The organism is Shewanella sp. Isolate8 (genome assembly GCF_022398495.1).
GTDB classification, from domain to species: Bacteria; Pseudomonadota; Gammaproteobacteria; order Enterobacterales; family Shewanellaceae; genus Shewanella; species Shewanella aquimarina.
Window position 1 is genome coordinate 689,324 of the sequence record NZ_JAKEVI010000003.1, and the last position, 18,602, is coordinate 707,925.

An 18,602-nucleotide genomic window follows, 5' to 3' on the forward strand; every position below is an offset into this window, starting at 1 on the left:
TTTGTTTTCGTCAAGAAAAAGTAGGAGAGGTACCGAAGGCTAAGGGCGTTAATTCAATGTTGGCAATCGCCAATAAAAGGCAGAATTAGGCGGCCAAGACTCGCTGGGCAAGTTGATGCAGCACGCCTTCTCTCAGGGCGCCGCCGGAGAGATTGAGGGACTGAATGTCGAGCAGATTAAACAGGGCTGATAGTATGGCTAATCCGGCGGCGAAGGTTGGCGCGCGCTCACTATGCAGGCCGCGAATATCTCGCAGGCTCACATCTGTCTGTGCCAGCACCTCACCCCTGAGATCGGCTAGCACTGCCGGGGTAATGGTCGCGGAGACGCCGCGATCGTTGAGTAGCTCCACCACGGACTGCACAGTGCCCGAGGCGCCAACCACACAGTGCCAGCCATAATCGGTCAGCTGCCTGCGATAGTCACCCAGGGCGGTCTCGACCTGGCTCTGGGCCGCATCGAAATCCAGTTGCTGAAATGGGAAGCTGTTGAAGAATTTATCGTTGAAGGTGACGCAGCCCATGGGCAGGCTGGTCTTAAGCAGCACCTTATTGCCATCCCCAATGATGAACTCGGTACTGGCACCGCCGATGTCGATCACCAGGCGTCGCCCCTCGCCCAGGGTGGTTGCAACCATCCCCTGATAGATGAGCTCCGCCTCACGCAGGCCAGAGATGATCTCTATGGGTTGTCCCAGGATAGGCAGGGCGGCCTCGCAAAAGGCCTCGGCATTGCTGATACTGCGCAGGGTCGCGGTGGCGATAACGGCAATATGCTCGCGACTGACCCCGTCCTGGTCCAGCATCTGCGAAAACATCTGCAGACAATCCAGGCCACGGTCGAACACCTCGGGGCTGAGCACGCCATCTGCGCCTATCCCCTCGGCAAGGCGTACCTTGCGCTTATACTTGGCCACTACGGTCGGCTTGCCGGCACGGGTTTGCGCCACCAGCATGTTAAAACTATTCGAGCCTAAGGTAATGGCCGCATACAAGGGACTGACGCCAGAGTGCTTCATTAACTGTGTCTACGGGTCCTGTCGTGACGTCTTGGACGAGCACCTGGACGGCCACCCTGTGGCTTACTACCACCCGAACGGCCTGCAGGACGTGGCGAATGCTTGCGATGAATGCGCACTGGTGGCGGAATATCATCGAGCAACGCTTCGCTGTCGTAGTTAGTCACAGGAATGCTATGTTGAATATAATTCTCAATAGCCGGCAGGTTCAGGGCGTACTCTTCACAAGCGAAACTAATAGAGACCCCTTTCTGACCCGCACGTCCGGTACGACCGATACGGTGGACATAATCTTCACAGTCATCGGGCAGATCATAGTTATACACGTGAGACACGTCTGAGATATGCAGACCACGCGCAGCCACGTCTGTCGCGACCAAAATATCCAGCTGACCCTCGGTAAACTGCTCGAGAATACGGATACGTTTCTTCTGCGGCACATCGCCGGTGAGCAGGCCAACTCGGTGACCATCACCCTCTAGGTGAGCCCAAAGGTTTTCACAGCTGTGCTTAGTGTTAGAGAACACGATAGCTTTTTCTGGCCAATCTTCCTCAATCAGAGTAAGCAGCAGACGCATCTTCTCTTCCTGTGAAGGATAGAAGATCTCCTCGGTGATGTTTTTAGACGTCTTCTCGCTTGGCGCGATCTCGACCTTCTCAGGATCATTCATATGATCGTAAGCCAGCTCCTGCACCTTCATCGACAGGGTCGCCGAGAAGAGCATGTTCAAACGCTCGTTGGCGTCTGGCATACGTCTAAAGAGGAAGCGAATATCTTTGATGAAACCGAGATCGAACATGCGGTCGGCTTCGTCCAACACTACCGCCTGGATGGTGCTGAGGTTGATCACCCCCTGACGCACATAGTCTATGATGCGTCCGGTAGTGCCTATAAGGATATCGACCCCTTTATCCAACACCTTACGCTGTACTTCGTAGCTTTCGCCGCCGTAGACAATACCCACCTTCAGGCCAGTATGTTTCGCCAACAGCTCAGCATCCTTGGCGATCTGAATAGCCAGTTCGCGGGTTGGTGCCATCACTATGGCTCTCGGCTGATTGAGTTGACGTCCGTCGGGAATGGGGGTGGTTAGCAGATGATTGAAGGTTGCGACCAGAAAAGCCAGGGTTTTACCTGTACCCGTCTGCGCTTGGCCTGCGATATCTTTATGCTGGAGTAAAATCGGTAATGATAATGCCTGGATAGGTGTGCAATATTCAAAGCCGCTTTCGACTAATGCCTGTTGTATCTCTGGATGCAGAGAAAAGTCGGCAAACTTTTGATTCGTTAAATGTGTTTCGCTCATAGCGCAAGCATACCAGTTAGGGTTGCAATAAGGAACTCGATCGTTTGAAATAACGGCTAATAAAAAAAGACCGTTGAAAGCCGCGAATAACTCTTGAAAAGCGAATTTCAGACCCAATATACAGCTTAAGCCATTAACAAACCAGCAATGGCAACCTAACTGGAGAACATCATGAGCGATAAAATTATTACCCTAAGCGACGACAGCTTTGAAAACGACGTTTTAAAATCAGATCTGCCAGTCCTCGTTGATTTCTGGGCAGAATGGTGCGGCCCTTGTAAAATGATCGCCCCAATCCTGGATGACGTTGCAGACGAATATGCCGGCAAGGTAACTATCGCTAAGCTAAACGTAGACCAAAACAACGCCTCTCCGGCCAAGTATGGCGTACGTGGCATTCCAACACTGCTTATGTTCAAGAATGGTGAGCTTGCCGACACTAAAGTAGGCGCCCTTTCTAAGACTCAACTGAAAGAGTTCATCGACGCACAACTATAAATGCATCGATCCCTATGACATTTTTGTCATAGAAAGTGATTCTCGACACAGCTTAGTCAAGTAATTGTGTCGAGGGTCGCTAAATTTCTAGACGCCCTGCTCCTATAGTGCTACTTTAATAACCAGAAACTTTCTCATTAACCACACCTCGCTATTTCGATTAATATCCAAACAACTTTATGCTATTAGTCCTAGAATAGCTTTGTCTCGCAATATACAAGACCCACCACGATGAATTTATCAGAATTAAAAGAGAAGTCGATTTCAGACCTGGTCATTCTGGCCCAGGATATGAAAATCGAGAACATGGCCCGAGCCCGCAAACAGGACATTATTTTCGCAATCCTTAAAGCCCACGCCAAAAGCGGTGAAGATATTTTCGGTGGCGGGGTACTCGAAATCCTGCAAGATGGTTTTGGTTTCCTTCGTAGCGCAGACGGTTCTTACCTTGCAGGTCCAGACGATATCTATGTTTCACCGAGTCAGATTCGCCGCTTTAACATGCGCACCGGTGATACCATTTTTGGTAAAATCCGTCCCCCGAAAGAAGGTGAACGTTATTTCGCGCTACTGAAAGTCAGTGAAGTCAACTTCGACAAACCCGAAAACTCCCGCAGCAAGATCCTCTTCGAAAACTTAACCCCACTTCATGCAGAAGAACGTATCCGAATGGAACGTGGTAACGGTTCAACCGAAGATATTACCGCCCGTATTCTCGACCTCTGCTCGCCTATCGGTAAGGGCCAACGTGGTCTGATCGTGGCGCCGCCGAAGGCAGGTAAAACCTTGCTGCTGCAAAACATTGCCCAGAGTATCACCTACAACAACCCAGAAGTTGTCCTCATGGTACTGCTGATTGACGAGCGTCCAGAAGAAGTAACCGAGATGCAACGCCTGGTGAAGGGTGAAGTGGTTGCCTCTACCTTCGACGAACCAGCCAGCCGTCACGTACAGGTAGCCGAGATGGTTATCGAGAAGGCGAAGCGTCTGGTTGAACATAAGAAAGACGTAGTGATCCTGCTCGACTCTATCACCCGTCTGGCACGCGCCTACAACACAGTGATCCCTTCATCAGGTAAGGTACTTACCGGTGGTGTGGACGCCAACGCATTGCACCGTCCTAAGCGCTTCTTCGGCGCCGCTCGTAACATCGAACATGGCGGCAGCCTGACCATTATCGCCACCGCGCTGGTCGATACAGGCTCTAAGATGGATGAAGTGATCTACGAAGAATTTAAGGGTACGGGTAACCAGGAACTTCACCTGTCTCGTAAGGCCGCCGAGAAGCGTGTCTTCCCTGCCATCGACTTCAACCGCTCGGGTACCCGTCGCGAAGAGAAGCTGACCACACCAGACGAGCTACAGAAGATGTGGATCCTGCGTAAGATCCTCAATCCGATGGACGAAGTCAGCGGCATGGAGTTCCTCATCGACAAGCTGGCCATGACCAAGACTAACGAAGAGTTCTTTACCGCGATGAAACGCGCTAAGTCCTAAAATCTTAAGACTTTAGCGATAAAGAAAAAGCCGCAAACATGCGGCTTTTTTTATACCTGCTCGGCGAGCCTCTGGGCGCGCTGAGCACAGCGCTGGCGCAGCTGATCCCTCAGGGTCAGCACCAGAGGCGTCACATGCTGCCGTCCTGGGCAGACGAGATAGAGATCGGCGCTCTCGCCACTGTACTGAGTCAGCAGTGGCACCAGGGCGCCGCTGGCCAAATCATCCGCCAGGTCCAGCGATGACTTATAGACTATCCCCTTGCCCGCCAACGCCCACTTGCGGGCCACCTCGGCATCGTTACAGGTGCGATTGCCCGACACCCTCACCCTATGTGTCTGACCATCGCGATAGAAGCACCATTGGTCGTGGGTCTTCTCATCTAACATGAAAAACAAGCAGTTATGCTTCTCCAGATCGCTCAGGGTCTCGGGGCGACCATGGGCAGCAATATACTCGGGCGAGGCGCACAGGATGCGCTGGGCCGAGCAGATCTTAAAGGCCACCAGGCTAGAATCCTTGGGGGTACCGCTCCGCAGGGCCACATCTATCTTGTCGTGATAGAAGTTAGTCAGGCTGTCGGCGAGATGCAGCCTCAGCTGTAACCTGGGATATTCGTCCATCAGATGATCCAGCCAGGGCAGAATATAGTTGCGCCCGGCATCGGACGGCAGGGCCACACTCAACTTACCGGCAATCTGCGACTTGGCGCAGGCCAGCGCCTGTTCGCCGAGACGCAAGTCCTCCAGCGCCCGGCGACAATAGCTGAGGTAACGCTCGCCGGCATCGGTCAGCCTCAGGCTGCGGGTGCTGCGGATAAAGAGCACGGTATCCAGCTCCTTCTCCAGCCGCTTCAGGCTGGCACTGGCTACCGCCGCGGAGATCTCCAGCTCCACCGCCGCGCCGCTCAGGCTGCCGCAATCGGCGACCCTTACAAATAACAATAGATCATTGACTTGCATAGCCCGTTTCCCCGTCCTCTTACCGCCTCTCTCGCGAAGCTTCTCGTTTGTGAGACTCTCTTAATGAGCCCCTTTTTAAGAGCCCTTTTTTATTCGCTTCAGTTAAGCATAGACTGGCTAAAAACCTTACCTTTATCAAAATATTTTTGATAAAAGGCAGAGAGACAATAAAAAAGCCTGCATGGGCAGGCTTCTTTAGGTATTACGCAGACACTTTAGCGCTATCGGCTTAGAGCTTTTAGACCAAGGCGGTCGCCATCTTGCGTCTGAGGTAGGCGATCTGCTGCATATGGGGCAGATCCTTAGGGCAGTTGTCCTGACAACCCAGCAGGGTCATACAACCAAACACCCCATCCTGATTACCGATCACATGGTAGAAGTCTTCCACGCTGCGGGCATCGCGACTGTCGAGTTCGAAGCGGGCGATCTTCATCATGCCCACGGCGCCGACGAAGGTGTCGCGCATCTGCTTGGTGGCACAGGCCGAGACACACACGCCGCATTCGACGCAGCGCTCCAGCTCATAGAGCTTGGCGGCCTCCTCGGGATCCATGGGCGCCTCGATGCGATGAATGTCGACCTCGTCGTTTCTCGGATGCAGCCACAGCTTGAGACGCTCCGCCAGTTCGCGCATAAACTTGCCCGTATTGACCGAGAGATCGCCGATCAGCTCAAAGCCCGGCAGCGGCATCAGGGTGATCTCCCCCTTAGGATACTTGCTGGTCAGGGTGCGGCAGGCCAAGGTGGGATAGCCGTTGATCACCATGGCACAGCTGCCGCAGATCCCGGCGCGGCAGACGAAGTCGAACTGCAGCGAGGGATCCTGCTGTTCCCGCAGCATGTTGAGCGCGATAAACACCGTCATGCCCGGCGCCTCTTCCAGCTGATACTTCACCATCTTAGGCTTATCGTCCGGCACCTGAGGATCATAACGGAAGATATTAAAGGTTAGTGTACGACCCTGACTCATTTGCTCTCTTCTCCAAGCTGCTGACTGTTTCCGAGCGGCTTATCATGCAAACGCTCATTCTTCTCTCTAAGGGATTCTGGTACCTCGAACGGCATCAAGGCGTGCTGGCGCTCGTGACGATCGGCCTCTTCTCCCAGGTTACTCAAGATCTCGACGATCTGTTTCTCGCGCTTCTCGGTATCCGGATGGGCGATGGCATTGTTGATACCATAGCCACGATAGCCAGGCGGCAGCTCCATCTTCATCACGTCGAGCGCTTCATAATCCAGCTGCGGCCGCGTTGCATCGGCGCTCGGCCAGGAAGAAAGCGTGCGGTTGAGCCACTCTTTATCGTTACGCTGCGGATAGTCTTCGCGGGCATGGGCGCCGCGACTCTCGGTGCGCGCCTCGGCGCCGCAGGCCACCGTCAACGCCACCTTGATCATACGCTTGACCCTAAGCGCCTCCACCAGCTCTGGGTTGGCATGACGCTTCTTGCACTTAAGGCCGAGGTTACGCGAACGGATCAGCAAGGCTTCCAACTCCTCGACCGCCTTGGTCAGCTCGGGACCATTACGGAAGATCCCCACATAATCCATCATGATGCGCTGCATCTCGCGCTTAAGCTCATAGGCCGACTCACTGCCCTGGCCTTCGACTAGGCTGTCTATCTCATCGCGCACCTGAGCCACGAAACGCTCGGCCAGTGCGGTGTCTATCTCGAGTGTGTTCTCCTCGCAGAAGTCGGCGACATACTTGCCGATAATCATGCCGCCCACCACGGTTTCCGCCAACGAGTTGCCCCCCAGACGGTTGAAGCCATGCATATCCCAGCAGGCGGCTTCACCCACACTGAACAGGCCTTTTAGCTGAGGACTCTGTCCCTTGGCATCCGTACGTATACCGCCCATAGAATAGTGTTGAGTTGGACGCACAGGGATCCAATCTTCGGCGGGATCTATGCCGAGGAAGTTCTCACAGATCTCCTTCACCTCACGCAGGTTGGTCTCCACATGCTTGCGCCCCAGCAGGGTGATATCGAGCCAGAGGTGTGGTCCGTAAGGGCTATCGACCCCCTTGCCCTTGCGCATGTGTTCTGTCATGCGGCGAGATACCACGTCCCGCGAGGCCAGCTCTTTCTTCTCCGGCTCATAGTCGGGCATGAAACGATGGCCATCTTTGTCTCTGAGCAGGCCACCGTCACCGCGGCAACCTTCTGTGGTGAGGATCCCCACGGGCACGATGGCAGTCGGATGGAACTGCACCGCCTCCATATTACCCAGTGTCGCCACGCCGGTTTCCAGCGCCAACGCCTGGCCTATCCCCTCGCAGATGATCGCATTGGTAGACACCTCGTAGATACGGCCATAACCGCCGGTGGCTATGGTGGTGGACTTGGCCACATAGGCACGCAGTTCCCCCGTGATCAGGCATCTGGCCACCACCCCATGGCAACGCTTGCCATCGTGGATCAGCGCCAGCGCCTCTACTCTCTCGTGCACAGGAATGTCGAGTGAAATCGCCTTGTTGTCGACGGCATAAAGCAGCGAATGGCCGGTACCGTCTGCGGTATAACAGGTACGCCACTTCTTGGTGCCGCCGAAGTCACGAGCGTTGATCAGGCCATGGGCCTCTTCGGCCTCTTCGATGGTGACCTTCTCGGCATTCACCACCACCTGTCGTGGCCCCTTGGTGACTCGCGTCCAGGGCACACCCCAGTTTGCCAGCTCACGCACCGCCTTGGGCGCACAGTGCGCAAACATCCGCGCCACTTCCTGATCACAGCCCCAGTCCGATCCCTTTACCGTATCCTGGAAATGGACGTCTTCATCATCTCCCATGCCTTTGACGGTATTCCCCAGGCTGGCCTGCATGCCCCCCTGGGCCGCGGCCGAATGAGAACGCTTAGCGGGGATCAATGACAGCACCAGGGTATCCAGGCCGCGTTCCTTCGAGGCTATGGCGACCCTCAGTCCGGCCAGTCCTGCGCCCACGACTAAAGAATCGGTATATATCAGTTTCACACTTGCTCCTTACGAGGGATAAGAGATCAAATTTAGCTTCTAAGTGATTAGCTGGCGTAGGGCAGGAAGGCGAGCAGAGACGCCAGACCTATGACCACAAACACCACACTCACTATGGTTTTTATTTTTCTAATTCGGGCGCGGGCATCGATGGCGCGTTTTGCTCCCCACTTGATAGCCACACGATAGATGCCGATGGCGGCATGTAACTCGACACACAGGAGCAGCGGCAGATAGACCATCCAAACCCCTTGGTTCCAGATACGATCGGCGCTGCCGATCGGGCCTATGGTTTCCGGTGCACTACCGATCAACCACAGATGCACAGGCAAGAGCAGGAAGATGCCCACTCCGGTGATCGCCTGCCACACCCACAGCTTGGTATCGTCGTGGTGGATCACGCTCATCTGCTGACGTAGCGCCCGCTGCTGCTGCAGGTTCAGTGGCATCTTGTGAACCGCGACCAAGACATGTATCAAGGCCAATAGCGCCACTATGATGGCGATGCCTGACACCACCCAGGGATAGCCATGACCATCGGCGCTGAGAAAACTCAGCTCCATGGTGCGCGCCACAAAGGTCATGGCATCGGCTCCCAGGAGGATCGAGGAAACCAATACCAGATGTGTCCAGAGAAACAGCGCCAAGATGACGCCCGAGACACTCTGACTCATATCGAGCCAACCGCTTACATTATTATTTTTCTTCGCCAGCGACATAGGCACTCCTGTGAATAGTGGGATAAGGGCAAGACAGTGCAAAAGCTAAAAATAGTTAGCCTTAATGTCGCTCACAAACCCAACAAAAACCGTGAGATAGATCAAAACAAAACCCTATACTTTACAATTTGCTAATCTATCTCGCGCCTACACAGTTAAGGCACAAACGGCGTAATTGGCAACACCAGTGATCTGCCAATCATGATGTAAGAGATAAGGCTGAGGATCCCTAGCGTCATCAGATAGATGATCAAGACCTTGATCGCCTTTCTCAGTCCCTTACGGTGACGGATCAGCCCCCACTTCACCGCCACCCGGTACAGGCCGATCATGGCGTGCACTACCACGGCGGGCAGCAACAGGGCATACAGCAGCCAGGCATTGGCGTGATAGACGCGTTCGGCCGACAGGTGCGGACCAATTTCAGGGTTGGTGATCATGGTAAAGATATGCACAGGCGCCAGGAAGAACAGGATGAAGCCCGTGACCAACTGCCAGAACCAGGCATGGCTATCCTTATGTTTAATCCCCTGCATGTGATTACGCAACGCGCGCCATTGACCCAGCTGCGCCGGGAAGCGACGCAGAGCCACCGCCGCATGCAGCATCACCACCACCATGATAAAAATGGAAAATACCTTGGTCACTATCGGCATGCCATGGCCATCACTGCTAAACATGCCGCCTTCGAGAAACTGCACCACCTGATAGAAGGTCTCTTTACCGAAGAGGATGCTCGACTCGAAGTGCAGATGCGCCAACAAGAAACATCCCAATAAGATGCCGGTGGCACTCTGTATTCTGTCAGCCTTGGCCGACCAGGGACTGCCCAAAGCAGCGTAATGTGTGTGTTGGTACTGCAAGCTGTTAACCTTCATGATCTTTCTGCGCCTAGTGTCGGGATCTACACCATACCAACAAGTTTTGAGCTGCCTATACGGATGCCTAAAAAGCGTGAGACACCTCACCATGCCAAGGTGGAACATTTGACGCCGATCACAAACAATATGCCAACAACAAAACAAAGGTAAAACCAATTACCCACTATTAATCAGTAATTTAAACAACCATTTCAAACAATACAATCAATGACAAATCGGTAAAAATAACCAATTGAATTTAGATGCTAATTCCCTCAAATCTCAGTTTCAGCACAGATTCCTCGGCCTTTGCCTTAGGCTTGGTTTACAATAGGGCCATTATTGAACTTATATTGACCTTAGAGAGAAGATCCCATGGCCTGGATCCAGTTAAAGATAGACACAGATAACCAACACGCCGAGCAACTCAGCGACATGCTGATGGAGCTGGGTTCGCTGTCGATCACCTACGAAGATGGTAAAGACACTCCGATCTACGAGCCTAACCTGGGCGAGACTCCGCTATGGAGCCATACGGTGATCACCGCCCTGTTCGAGGCAGACTATGATCTGGCGCCTGTGGTGGAGATGCTTAAGCTACAGCCTTATTTAGGCGCAGACTTTAGCCACAAGATAGAACAGGTCGAAGACAAAGACTGGGAAAGAGAGTGGATGGACAACTTCCACCCCATTCAATTTGGTCGTCGCCTATGGATCTGCCCAAGCTGGCGCGAAGTCCCCGACCCAGACGCAGTCAACGTCATGCTGGATCCCGGCCTAGCCTTCGGTACCGGCACCCACCCAACCACGGCCCTGTGCCTCGAATGGTTGGACAGCCTGGACCTAAAAGATAAAGAGGCGATCGATTTTGGCTGTGGTTCAGGCATTCTCGCCGTCGCAGCGCTCAAGCTGGGCGCCGCCAAGGTTACCGGTATCGACATCGACTACCAGGCGATCGAGGCTTCTAAGGCTAACGCCGAACGTAACCATGTGGCCGACAAGTTAGCCTTGTATCTGCCAGAGGACCAACCGGCCGACCTTAAGGCGGAAGTCCTGGTTGCCAACATCCTTGCCGGCCCGCTACGCGAACTGGCTCCGCTGATCGCCGAAAAAGTACAACCGGGCGGCTTGCTCGCACTCTCTGGTCTGTTAAAGGAACAAGCCGACGAGATCAGCCAGCATTATGCCCAGTGGTTCGACATGGACGCACCAGCTCACAAAGAAGATTGGAGCCGCTTGACAGGCAGACGCAAATAGGGGTAAAAGCCAGCGGCCGCAAGGCCGCCACAGACTTCTCAGCTCGCAAAAGTCAAGCAAAAAAGTTGCTCTCAGGTCATTTATTGACCTTTTCACCGGCTTGAAAAAGGCGTACTATAGCGCCCCTTTGAAGCGCAAGGTGTAATGATTAATGCAGATTGGACCCTATCAACTGAAGAATCAGCTGATCGTGGCTCCTATGGCAGGAGTCACCGACCAACCCTTCCGAAATCTCTGTTTACGCTACGGTGCCGCCCTGGCCGTATCGGAGATGCTTTCGTCTAATCCCGAAGTGTGGGACACGGACAAGAGCCGACAGCGCATGGCACACGCTGGTGAAGATGGGATTCGCTCAGTACAAATTGCAGGTGCCGACCCCGATATGATGGCCCATGCCGCCGTTGTCAACGTACAACAAGGCGCACAGATCATCGATATCAACATGGGGTGTCCTGCAAAGAAAGTGAATAAGAAGTTGGCAGGTTCGGCACTACTGCAGCAACCAGAGCAGGTAAAAGCAATTTTACAGGCTGTCGTTGCCGCTGTGGATGTACCCGTCACCCTGAAGATTCGCACAGGTTGGGCGCCAGAACACCGAAATGGCGTTCAGATAGCCCAAATTGCGCAAGATTGTGGCATTGCCTCGCTCGCGGTCCATGGCCGTACGCGACAATGCATGTACAAAGGCGATGCCGAGTACGACACGATTCGTGCGATTAAACAGAATGTCTCTATTCCAGTTGTCGCAAATGGCGATATCTGCACTCCAGAGAAGGCACGTCACGTGCTGGACTATACGGGGGCAGACGCCGTGATGATAGGAAGAGGCGCTCAAGGACGACCTTGGCTATTCAGAGAGATCCAACATTACTTGGAAACAGGTAATAAGCTAGCGCCCATTGAAGTGGACGAAAAGCGTCAAGTGATGCTGGAACACCTCAAGAATTTATATGCATTATATGGTGAATACAAAGGGTTACGTATCGCCAGAAAGCATGTTGGATGGTATCTGGACCAAGAAGCGCAGAGATCTTTTAGAGCCGACTTCAATCGGCTGGAAACTGTTGAAGAACAACGTTCCATGTTGGAGCGTTATTTTGATGAATTAGTAAAGAATTAATAAAGAGCAGAATACGAATGTTTGATCAGACAACTCAACCAGAAGCTCATCAGCTTACCGTAGGCAAAATCGAAACCGCTAACGGCACTATCAAGCCTCAGTTACTTCGTGACGCAGTGAAGCGTGCGGTAACTAACTTTTTCGCTCAAATGGACGGCCAGGAAGCCGAAGAAGTTTATGAAATGGTGTTATGTGAAGTTGAAGCACCTCTACTAGATATCATCATGCAACACACCCGTGGCAACCAGACTCGTGCTGCCAACATGCTAGGTATCAACCGTGGTACTCTGCGTAAGAAATTAAAGAAATACGGCATGAACTAAGACCTTCTTAGTTAGCTGTATTAAACGGGCTCACCAGCAATGGTGAGCCCGTTTTGCTTTCAGCCACTTAATGCAAGCCCAACCGTACGAGCCTTCATTCTATTCCACCATCTCGTGCTAGCGCCTTAGCGCACAAATCATGATCTGCCTCAACAAACCCGACTAAATTACTCAAGTTTACGTTGAATTTAATCGGCAATCTCTCTACCATCAAAACACGCTTATTAAATACATCTTTTTTAATGTTGGAGTCACCATGTCTTTATCTACACAGTCCCCACTGGCCTCAGAATTTGCCGACGAGACGGTTGGCAGCTTAGTGGCTGGCGACTTTCGCCGTGCCCATGTATTTAGCCAATTTGGCATCGATTTCTGCTGTGGCGGCAAGCGCACCCTGGCAAAGGCCTGTGATCGAGCAGGCATAGCACTGGTAGAGGTGGAGGCGGCGCTCCAGGCCGTTAAGGCTGAAGGGATGCAGGAAGATAGCCTGAATCAACTCCCCCTCGCCGAGTTGATCGACTATATCGAGGCGACCCACCATGACTATGTTCGTGAGAAAGCCCCCCTGCTGATCGAATATAGCCAGAAGATGGTGCGCGCCCATGGCGAACATTATGACGAGATAAAACCCTTTGCCGGTTGGGTGCGTGCCCTGATAGAAGATCTCATGCCCCACCTGATGAAGGAAGAACAGATCCTGTTCCCGGCCATCCGCGCCATGGCTAATGGCGAACAGGTCAGCGGCTGCTTTGGTCACATAGGTAATCCCATCAATGCGATGGAACATGAGCATGATGAGGCCAGCGAGATCGTCGAGCGCCTGAGAGCCCTCACTAACGACTTTACCCCGCCGGCACACGCCTGTACCACCTGGCGTATCTGCTATGCCAGCCTAAAAGAGTTTGTCGCCGATCTGCACCAGCATATCCATATCGAAAACAACATCCTCTTCCCTAAGACCCTGGCTATCTAAAAGGGCTTCTCTCGGGGCTCTGCCGTCGGAGCCCCCACTGTATCAAGCCTTTAAAATCCAGCGATCAGGTAACCACCCACCAAGGCAATCACACCACCACTGAGGCGCAGAAGCGGCAGCTTACGGCTAAGGTGTTGCATTATGATGCCGAGCGCCACGCCTAGCAGATGGATCACCGCAGTACCAGTGAGGAAACCTAACGCATATAGCACCGGGCTGGCTAACGCCGGCATCTCGGCACCGTGAGCGTGGCCATGAAAGATGGCAAACAGCCCGACAAATCCCATGGCGAGCAGCAGCGGAATCTGTCGACCCAAGGCGATCGCCAGGCCAAGCAGCAATACAGACAAGGCAATTCCCAACTCTACCAGTGGCAGCTCTACCCCATAGAGCCCCAGTATTCCGCCAAATAACATGAAGGCCATGAAGGCCAGCGGTACGGTCCAGATCGCTCGCCCACCCAGCTGAGTACTCAACAGGCCCACGCTAAGCATGGCTAGGAGGTGGTCAAAGCCCAATACGGGATGATTAAAGCCTGTCATGAAGCCGGCACCGTGAGTGATGCCATGGGCAAATACCGGCGTTGTCCACGCCAGCAGCAATAGGGGAAGTAACCTTGTACGCATGAGTCCTCTCTATCCTTGAAATGATAGCGATGACAATAGAGGAAATAAGATTAATGGACTGTGACGCTTAGCTAAAAAGTATAAATAAGTGCCCTAGTCAATAAGCGCTAGGAGAACGTCCAAACTGCTACAGGTAATATGAGGGAGTTGCCCCTGGGCGCTTTTCTGTGGCTCCCGTCCGACCGCAGGGTTGAGCCAGGCAGATTGACACCCCGCTCGGCGCGCCCCCTGAACATCGGCCTTAAAGCTATCGCCTAGGTGCAAGAGCTGATCACAGTCGATATCGAGCCGATGACAGGCCTGGTAGAACATATCGGGATAGGGTTTCATGCGGGTGCCATTGCCTGGGTGCAGAACAAACTCAAATAGCTCGCCTAAACCAATGCGATGAGCGTCCACATTGCCGTTAGTGATCCCCACCAATCGATAAGATTCGGCCAACCTGGTGAGCAGTGCCAACACCTCAGCTGGGACCCTAAAGTCTGAGCGCTGCTCCACAAAGTAGGCTAACGCCTGCTGCGCCGCCTCTGCTGCGGTCTTGCTGGCATAACCTAAGGTCATCAATCCCTGCTCCAGCGTCGCCAGACGCGCGGCCGAGGTGTCATGGGCCAACATGGGCGCTTGCTGGATAAGCTGACGCTTCAAGGCCTGCCAGTCATCCAGGCTCCAATCTTGGGTTACCGGATGTTTCTCGGCCAGGTAGCTCAGCAGGCGCCTCTCGGCCGTCATGATGATGGGCCGATTGTCATACAGGGTATCGTCCAGGTCGAAGCTGATCGCCTTGAAGGGGCGCAGACCTATGGCCACACTAACCATTGCCACCTCGCTTCTTGGCCCTGGGATGGGCGCCGTCATAGACCTTGGCAAGATGTTGAAAATCCAGGCTGGTGTAGACCTGAGTCGTCGACAGGTTGGCGTGGCCAAGCAGTTCCTGCACCGCCCTGAGATCGGCGCTGGATTCCAGCATGTGAGTCGCGAAGGAGTGACGCAGTTTGTGGGGATGCACCCGGACGTTTAACCCCTGCTGCTGACCCCACTTGTTTAACCTGGCCTGAATGCTTCGATGGGCGAGGCGTTTACCCTTGGCGGTCACAAACAGGGCATCGTCTTCACAGGGCAGGCTTGCTCGCACCTTGAGCCAGTCGTCGATGGCAGTCAGCGCCATGCTACCTATGGGCACGATACGCTCTTTACTGCCCTTACCCATGACTTTCACTTGATGCTCACCGCTGGCAATATCCCGGGTATCCAGGGCCGCCAACTCCGCCAGGCGCAGGCCGGAAGAGTAGAACAGCTCCATGATCGCCTTGTCTCGCAGCGCTAAAGGATCGTCGCCCTCGATAGCCAGAAGATGGGTCACAGAGTCGAGATCCATGTTCTTAGGCAGGGGCTTTTGCAGCTTGGGAGCGCTGAGGTTAAGGCTGGGATCTTTACTGATATAGCCCTCTTGCAGCAGATAGTGACAAAACTGCTTAAGGGCCGAAAGCGTCAGGGCGATGGAGCGAGGCCCGAGCCCCCTACGGTGCAGCTTATTGAGCACAGCTTGCAGCTGCTCGTCACTCACCTCACCCCACGCAAGATCTTGAGGTAAGAGCTCGCCGACTCGGTCGAGCTCGAAGCGATAATTTCTGACCGTGTGGGGAGAGAGCTGCCGCTCGTTCGCCAAATAAGAGACAAATTCCTTCACCCAGTCGACTGACATAGCGATATCACAACTTAGGTAGCAGGTGATCGAGCAACTGTTTTAGCTGATCCAGCAAGAGGTTATCCATTTCGGGATGGAAATGCATAGGGTCTTGGCTGGCGATAGCAAAGATCACCTGACCACACTGCTGTGACAGGCGGGACAGCGCCACCGAGCCCACCTCGCAGCCAAACAGACGCTTAGATTCGTTCTGGGTAAGACGGCCGAAGTAGTAGCCCTGTTTCAGGCGCTCACTCCAGATATTGGACAATTCACTGTCGATATCATGGACGGTGATCAGCCGCACATGGGTAAACTGAAACTGCTGCTGTAACTCGCTCGACAGTATCTGTCTTAATTCCCCCAGATCTTCGGCCTGCAACAGCTTGAGTGACAAGGCGGTATTGAACATATAGATCTGTTCGTTACGCGAGGCCATGGACAGTAGCGAGGTGATCTCCTCTTCGAGTTGCGTCACCCTGGCTCTCAGCATCTCCTGACGACGCTCCACCAGTGAGACGGCACCACGCTGCTCATGGGGGATTCGCATCGCAAGTAGCAACTCTGGGTAGCGGGTGAAGAAGTCGGGATTGTCGAGCAAATACTCGCGGATCAAGACTTCATCGAAGGGCAACTCGGCTTTTTTGTTCATCGCATCATTCATTGCTGTATCTGTCCATCGTATACATGTTCAGCAGGCCCCGTCATCCATAGGGGCTTACCCTCGCCTTCCCAATTAATGGTTAAGCTACCACCGGGCAGGTCGACCCGCACGCGTCTGGCCAGCTTGCCTTGCAACTGACCCACGACCACGGCCGCACAGGCGCCGCTGCCACAGGCCAAGGTTTCGGCCGCGCCGCGCTCATATACCCTAAGTTTAATATGGTTTGCATCGACCACCTGCATGAACCCCACGTTCACCCCCTTGGGGAAACGCTCATGCTTGGTCAGCAAGGCACCGATCCGCTCGACGTCGGCATTCGCCACGTCATCGACCTCGAGCACGCAGTGGGGATTACCCATAGACACGGCGCCACACAAGAAGGTTTGCATCCCCTCAGGCATATCGGCCTGCAACAGGTAGGTCTTTTCCGCCTTCTTGGCGTTGAAAGGAATCTTACTGGGTTCTAGCACAGGGATACCCATATTGACCGTGACGCTGCCGTCACGCTCGAGGCGCAAGGTCATCTTTCCCGATGAGGTGCTGACCTTAATTTTCTGCTTATGGATCAGCCCCTTGCTCTTGACGAAGCGAGCAAAACAGCGCGCGCCGTTACCACACTGTTCGACTTCGCTACCATCGGCATTGAAGATGCGATAATGAAAGTCCAGGTCAGGATCATAAGGCGGCTCCACTAACAGAAGCTGATCGAAACCTATGCCGAAATTGCGATCCGCTAAGCGCTTTATCTGCTCGGGCGAGAAATAGACATTCTGCGTCACGCCATCGACCACCATAAAATCATTGCCTAAACCATGCATCTTGGTGAAATGGATCAAAAGTGTTTTCCTTCAATAAATAACCGGCCTCCCTTGCTTAAGGGAGGAGTTGTTCACCTTGCCACAATTGAGCGATTTTTTCTCGCTCTCTCACCAAATAATGACGATCGCCATCCACCATCACCTCCGCGGCGCGAGGACGGGAGTTATAATTTGATGCCATGGTAAAGCCATAGGCGCCCGACGAGCGCACCGCTAGAAGATCGTTTGCGGCGATATTGAGCGCCCTGTCTTTACCTAAGAAGTCGCCAGTCTCACACACTGGGCCCACCACGTCATAATGACGGGTCTCACCCGGGCGAGGAACCACAGGGATGATCTTCTGCCAGGCGCTATACAAGGAAGGACGGATCAGGTCGTTCATGGCGCCGTCGACCAGAGCAAAATTCTTATCGGCATTCTCTTTCAGATAGAGCACCTGAGTCACAAAGATACCGGCATTGGCGGCGATGGCGCGGCCTGGCTCGAAGATGAGCTTGAGGTCGCGTCCCGCGAGTTTGCCAAGCAAGGCACTGGCATAGGCACTCGGCTCAGGCGGCTGTTCACCATCATAGGTGACCCCCAAGCCGCCGCCCACATCCAGATGAGCAATCTTAACGCCCTGCTCTGCCAGACGATCGATAAGGGCTAACATACGATCCATGGCATCGAGGAAAGGCTGTAACTCGGTCAGCTGTGAACCGATATGACAATCGGCGCCCTTCACCGCCAAGCCAGCTAATGTATTGGCCCGCAGGAAGATCGCCTCGGCTTCTTCCATGGCGATGCCAAACTTATTCTCTTTAAGACCGGTCGAAATATAGGGATGGGTACCGGCGTCCACATCCGGGTTCACCCGCAGCGACACAGGTGCGACCTTACCCAGCCTCAGGGCGACCTCGTTTAGCTGCTCAAGCTCGGCGGCCGACTCGACGTTAAAACAGTAGATCCCCGCCTCCAGCGCCATCTCCATCTCGGCAACCGTCTTGCCGACGCCGGAAAAGACCACCTTACTCGCCTCTCCACCTGCTTCTAATACCCGAGCGAGTTCGCCGCCGGAGACTATATCGAAACCACTGCCCAGCCGGACTAACACATTCAACACCGCCAGATTCGAGTTGGCCTTCACCGCATAGCAGATCATGTGCGGATGGTCGGCGACCGCCTTATCGAAGGCATGCCAGTGACGCTCTAACGTCGCGCGCGAATAGATATAGAGGGGGGTGCCATAGGTGTTGGCGAGTTCGGCAACGGCACATTGCTCGGCATGGAGCTCGTCTTGTTGATAAAGAAAGTGATCCACTTG

At 53.9% G+C, this 18,602-nt stretch carries 19 protein-coding genes; 6 read left to right on the forward strand and 13 right to left on the reverse strand.

The window, feature by feature from the left end; all coding sequences use genetic code 11:
* Window positions 1-85: 85 nt before the first annotated feature.
* Complete coding sequence (locus L1D43_RS15505) at window positions 86-1,018, reverse strand: exopolyphosphatase (RefSeq protein ID WP_239852946.1); 933 nt, start codon at window positions 1,016-1,018, stop codon at window positions 86-88.
* Window positions 1,018-2,325 (reverse strand): ATP-dependent RNA helicase RhlB, encoded by a 1,308-nt coding sequence (gene rhlB, locus L1D43_RS15510; protein ID WP_144200086.1) that lies wholly within the window; start codon window positions 2,323-2,325, stop codon window positions 1,018-1,020. Before rhlB ends, L1D43_RS15505 begins: the two co-directional genes overlap by 1 nt.
* Before the next feature lie 171 nt (window positions 2,326-2,496).
* On the opposite strand from rhlB, the gene trxA reads away from it, so the two are divergent.
* Together trxA and rho are read left to right on the forward strand one after the other, a co-directional pair.
* Window positions 2,497-2,823 carry a thioredoxin TrxA gene (gene trxA, locus L1D43_RS15515; protein ID WP_041510764.1) on the forward strand — a complete coding sequence of 109 codons (327 nt, stop codon included), beginning with the start codon at window positions 2,497-2,499 and terminating at the stop codon, window positions 2,821-2,823.
* 231 nt (window positions 2,824-3,054) lie between these two features.
* Entirely contained in the window at window positions 3,055-4,320 is a 1,266-nt protein-coding gene (rho, locus tag L1D43_RS15520) for a transcription termination factor Rho (protein ID WP_011864143.1), read from the forward strand.
* 50 nt (window positions 4,321-4,370) lie between these two features.
* On the opposite strand, the gene L1D43_RS15525 is transcribed toward rho, so the two are convergent.
* The 5 genes from L1D43_RS15525 to L1D43_RS15545 form a co-directional block, all read right to left on the reverse strand.
* The gene (locus tag L1D43_RS15525) at window positions 4,371-5,282 is read right to left on the reverse strand and encodes a LysR family transcriptional regulator (RefSeq protein ID WP_239852955.1); all 912 of its coding nucleotides are present in this window, start codon (window positions 5,280-5,282) and stop codon (window positions 4,371-4,373) included.
* A 238-nt stretch (window positions 5,283-5,520) separates the two neighbouring features.
* Window positions 5,521-6,252, reverse strand: a complete 732-nt coding sequence (locus L1D43_RS15530; protein WP_041510762.1) for a fumarate reductase iron-sulfur subunit — start codon at window positions 6,250-6,252, stop codon at window positions 5,521-5,523.
* Window positions 6,249-8,255 carry a fumarate reductase flavoprotein subunit gene (locus L1D43_RS15535; RefSeq protein WP_239852956.1) on the reverse strand — a complete coding sequence of 669 codons (2,007 nt, stop codon included), beginning with the start codon at window positions 8,253-8,255 and terminating at the stop codon, window positions 6,249-6,251. Before L1D43_RS15535 ends, L1D43_RS15530 begins: the two co-directional genes overlap by 4 nt.
* Window positions 8,256-8,302: 47 nt before the next feature.
* Window positions 8,303-8,974: a fumarate reductase cytochrome b subunit gene (locus L1D43_RS15540; protein ID WP_239852957.1), complete on the reverse strand. Its 672-nt coding sequence runs from the start codon at window positions 8,972-8,974 to the stop codon at window positions 8,303-8,305.
* Window positions 8,975-9,129: 155 nt separating this feature from the next.
* The gene (locus L1D43_RS15545; protein WP_041510759.1) at window positions 9,130-9,852 is read right to left on the reverse strand and encodes a fumarate reductase cytochrome b subunit; all 723 of its coding nucleotides are present in this window, start codon (window positions 9,850-9,852) and stop codon (window positions 9,130-9,132) included.
* Between the two features lie 357 nt (window positions 9,853-10,209).
* On the opposite strand from L1D43_RS15545, the gene prmA reads away from it, so the two are divergent.
* The 4 genes from prmA (at window position 10,210) to ric (ending at window position 13,507) form a co-directional block, all read left to right on the forward strand.
* The gene (prmA, locus tag L1D43_RS15550; RefSeq protein WP_041510758.1) at window positions 10,210-11,091 is read left to right on the forward strand and encodes a 50S ribosomal protein L11 methyltransferase; all 882 of its coding nucleotides are present in this window, start codon (window positions 10,210-10,212) and stop codon (window positions 11,089-11,091) included.
* Window positions 11,092-11,242: 151 nt separating this feature from the next.
* Window positions 11,243-12,211, forward strand: coding sequence for a tRNA dihydrouridine synthase DusB (dusB, locus tag L1D43_RS15555; RefSeq protein WP_041510757.1), 969 nt, complete (start codon window positions 11,243-11,245; stop codon window positions 12,209-12,211).
* A gap of 17 nt (window positions 12,212-12,228) precedes the next feature.
* Window positions 12,229-12,534 (forward strand): DNA-binding transcriptional regulator Fis, encoded by a 306-nt coding sequence (gene fis, locus L1D43_RS15560; protein WP_011864135.1) that lies wholly within the window; start codon window positions 12,229-12,231, stop codon window positions 12,532-12,534.
* 256 nt (window positions 12,535-12,790) lie between these two features.
* The gene (ric, locus tag L1D43_RS15565; protein ID WP_239852958.1) at window positions 12,791-13,507 is read left to right on the forward strand and encodes an iron-sulfur cluster repair di-iron protein; all 717 of its coding nucleotides are present in this window, start codon (window positions 12,791-12,793) and stop codon (window positions 13,505-13,507) included.
* A 50-nt stretch (window positions 13,508-13,557) separates the two neighbouring features.
* Here the strand turns inward: ric and L1D43_RS15570 are convergent, their stop codons facing one another.
* From L1D43_RS15570 to lysA, 6 genes are all read right to left on the reverse strand, one after another.
* The gene (locus tag L1D43_RS15570; protein ID WP_041510755.1) at window positions 13,558-14,133 is read right to left on the reverse strand and encodes a HupE/UreJ family protein; all 576 of its coding nucleotides are present in this window, start codon (window positions 14,131-14,133) and stop codon (window positions 13,558-13,560) included.
* Window positions 14,134-14,226: 93 nt separating this feature from the next.
* Window positions 14,227-14,940: an HAD-IA family hydrolase gene (locus L1D43_RS15575; protein WP_239853260.1), complete on the reverse strand. Its 714-nt coding sequence runs from the start codon at window positions 14,938-14,940 to the stop codon at window positions 14,227-14,229.
* A 1-nt stretch (window position 14,941) separates the two neighbouring features.
* The gene (gene xerC, locus L1D43_RS15580; RefSeq protein WP_239852959.1) at window positions 14,942-15,835 is read right to left on the reverse strand and encodes a tyrosine recombinase XerC; all 894 of its coding nucleotides are present in this window, start codon (window positions 15,833-15,835) and stop codon (window positions 14,942-14,944) included.
* A 7-nt stretch (window positions 15,836-15,842) separates the two neighbouring features.
* On the reverse strand, window positions 15,843-16,469 hold the full coding sequence (locus L1D43_RS15585) for a DUF484 family protein (protein WP_239852960.1): 627 nt from the start codon (window positions 16,467-16,469) through the stop codon (window positions 15,843-15,845).
* Window positions 16,470-16,477: 8 nt separating this feature from the next.
* Entirely contained in the window at window positions 16,478-17,317 is an 840-nt protein-coding gene (dapF, locus tag L1D43_RS15590; RefSeq protein ID WP_239852961.1) for a diaminopimelate epimerase, read from the reverse strand.
* Window positions 17,318-17,354: 37 nt separating this feature from the next.
* Entirely contained in the window at window positions 17,355-18,599 is a 1,245-nt protein-coding gene (lysA, locus tag L1D43_RS15595) for a diaminopimelate decarboxylase (RefSeq protein ID WP_239852962.1), read from the reverse strand.
* Window positions 18,600-18,602 lie beyond the last annotated feature (3 nt).

Excerpts from the sequence above, each read along its gene's own strand:
- ric (WP_239852958.1), top strand. The coding sequence starts at position 12,791 with ATGTCTTTATCTACACAGTCCCCACTGGCCTCAGAATTTGCCGACGAG.
- L1D43_RS15525 (WP_239852955.1), bottom strand. The coding sequence starts at position 5,282 with ATGCAAGTCAATGATCTATTGTTATTTGTAAGGGTCGCCGATTGCGGC.
- dusB (WP_041510757.1), top strand. The coding sequence starts at position 11,243 with ATGCAGATTGGACCCTATCAACTGAAGAATCAGCTGATCGTGGCTCCT.
- L1D43_RS15505 (WP_239852946.1), bottom strand. The coding sequence starts at position 1,018 with ATGAAGCACTCTGGCGTCAGTCCCTTGTATGCGGCCATTACCTTAGGC.
- fis (WP_011864135.1), top strand. The coding sequence starts at position 12,229 with ATGTTTGATCAGACAACTCAACCAGAAGCTCATCAGCTTACCGTAGGC.
- trxA (WP_041510764.1), top strand. The coding sequence starts at position 2,497 with ATGAGCGATAAAATTATTACCCTAAGCGACGACAGCTTTGAAAACGAC.
- L1D43_RS15585 (WP_239852960.1), bottom strand. The coding sequence starts at position 16,469 with ATGAACAAAAAAGCCGAGTTGCCCTTCGATGAAGTCTTGATCCGCGAG.
- prmA (WP_041510758.1), top strand. The coding sequence starts at position 10,210 with ATGGCCTGGATCCAGTTAAAGATAGACACAGATAACCAACACGCCGAG.
- L1D43_RS15545 (WP_041510759.1), bottom strand. The coding sequence starts at position 9,852 with ATGAAGGTTAACAGCTTGCAGTACCAACACACACATTACGCTGCTTTG.
- rhlB (WP_144200086.1), bottom strand. The coding sequence starts at position 2,325 with ATGAGCGAAACACATTTAACGAATCAAAAGTTTGCCGACTTTTCTCTG.
- xerC (WP_239852959.1), bottom strand. The coding sequence starts at position 15,835 with ATGTCAGTCGACTGGGTGAAGGAATTTGTCTCTTATTTGGCGAACGAG.
- L1D43_RS15530 (WP_041510762.1), bottom strand. The coding sequence starts at position 6,252 with ATGAGTCAGGGTCGTACACTAACCTTTAATATCTTCCGTTATGATCCT.
- L1D43_RS15570 (WP_041510755.1), bottom strand. The coding sequence starts at position 14,133 with ATGCGTACAAGGTTACTTCCCCTATTGCTGCTGGCGTGGACAACGCCG.
- L1D43_RS15540 (WP_239852957.1), bottom strand. The coding sequence starts at position 8,974 with ATGTCGCTGGCGAAGAAAAATAATAATGTAAGCGGTTGGCTCGATATG.
- rho (WP_011864143.1), top strand. The coding sequence starts at position 3,055 with ATGAATTTATCAGAATTAAAAGAGAAGTCGATTTCAGACCTGGTCATT.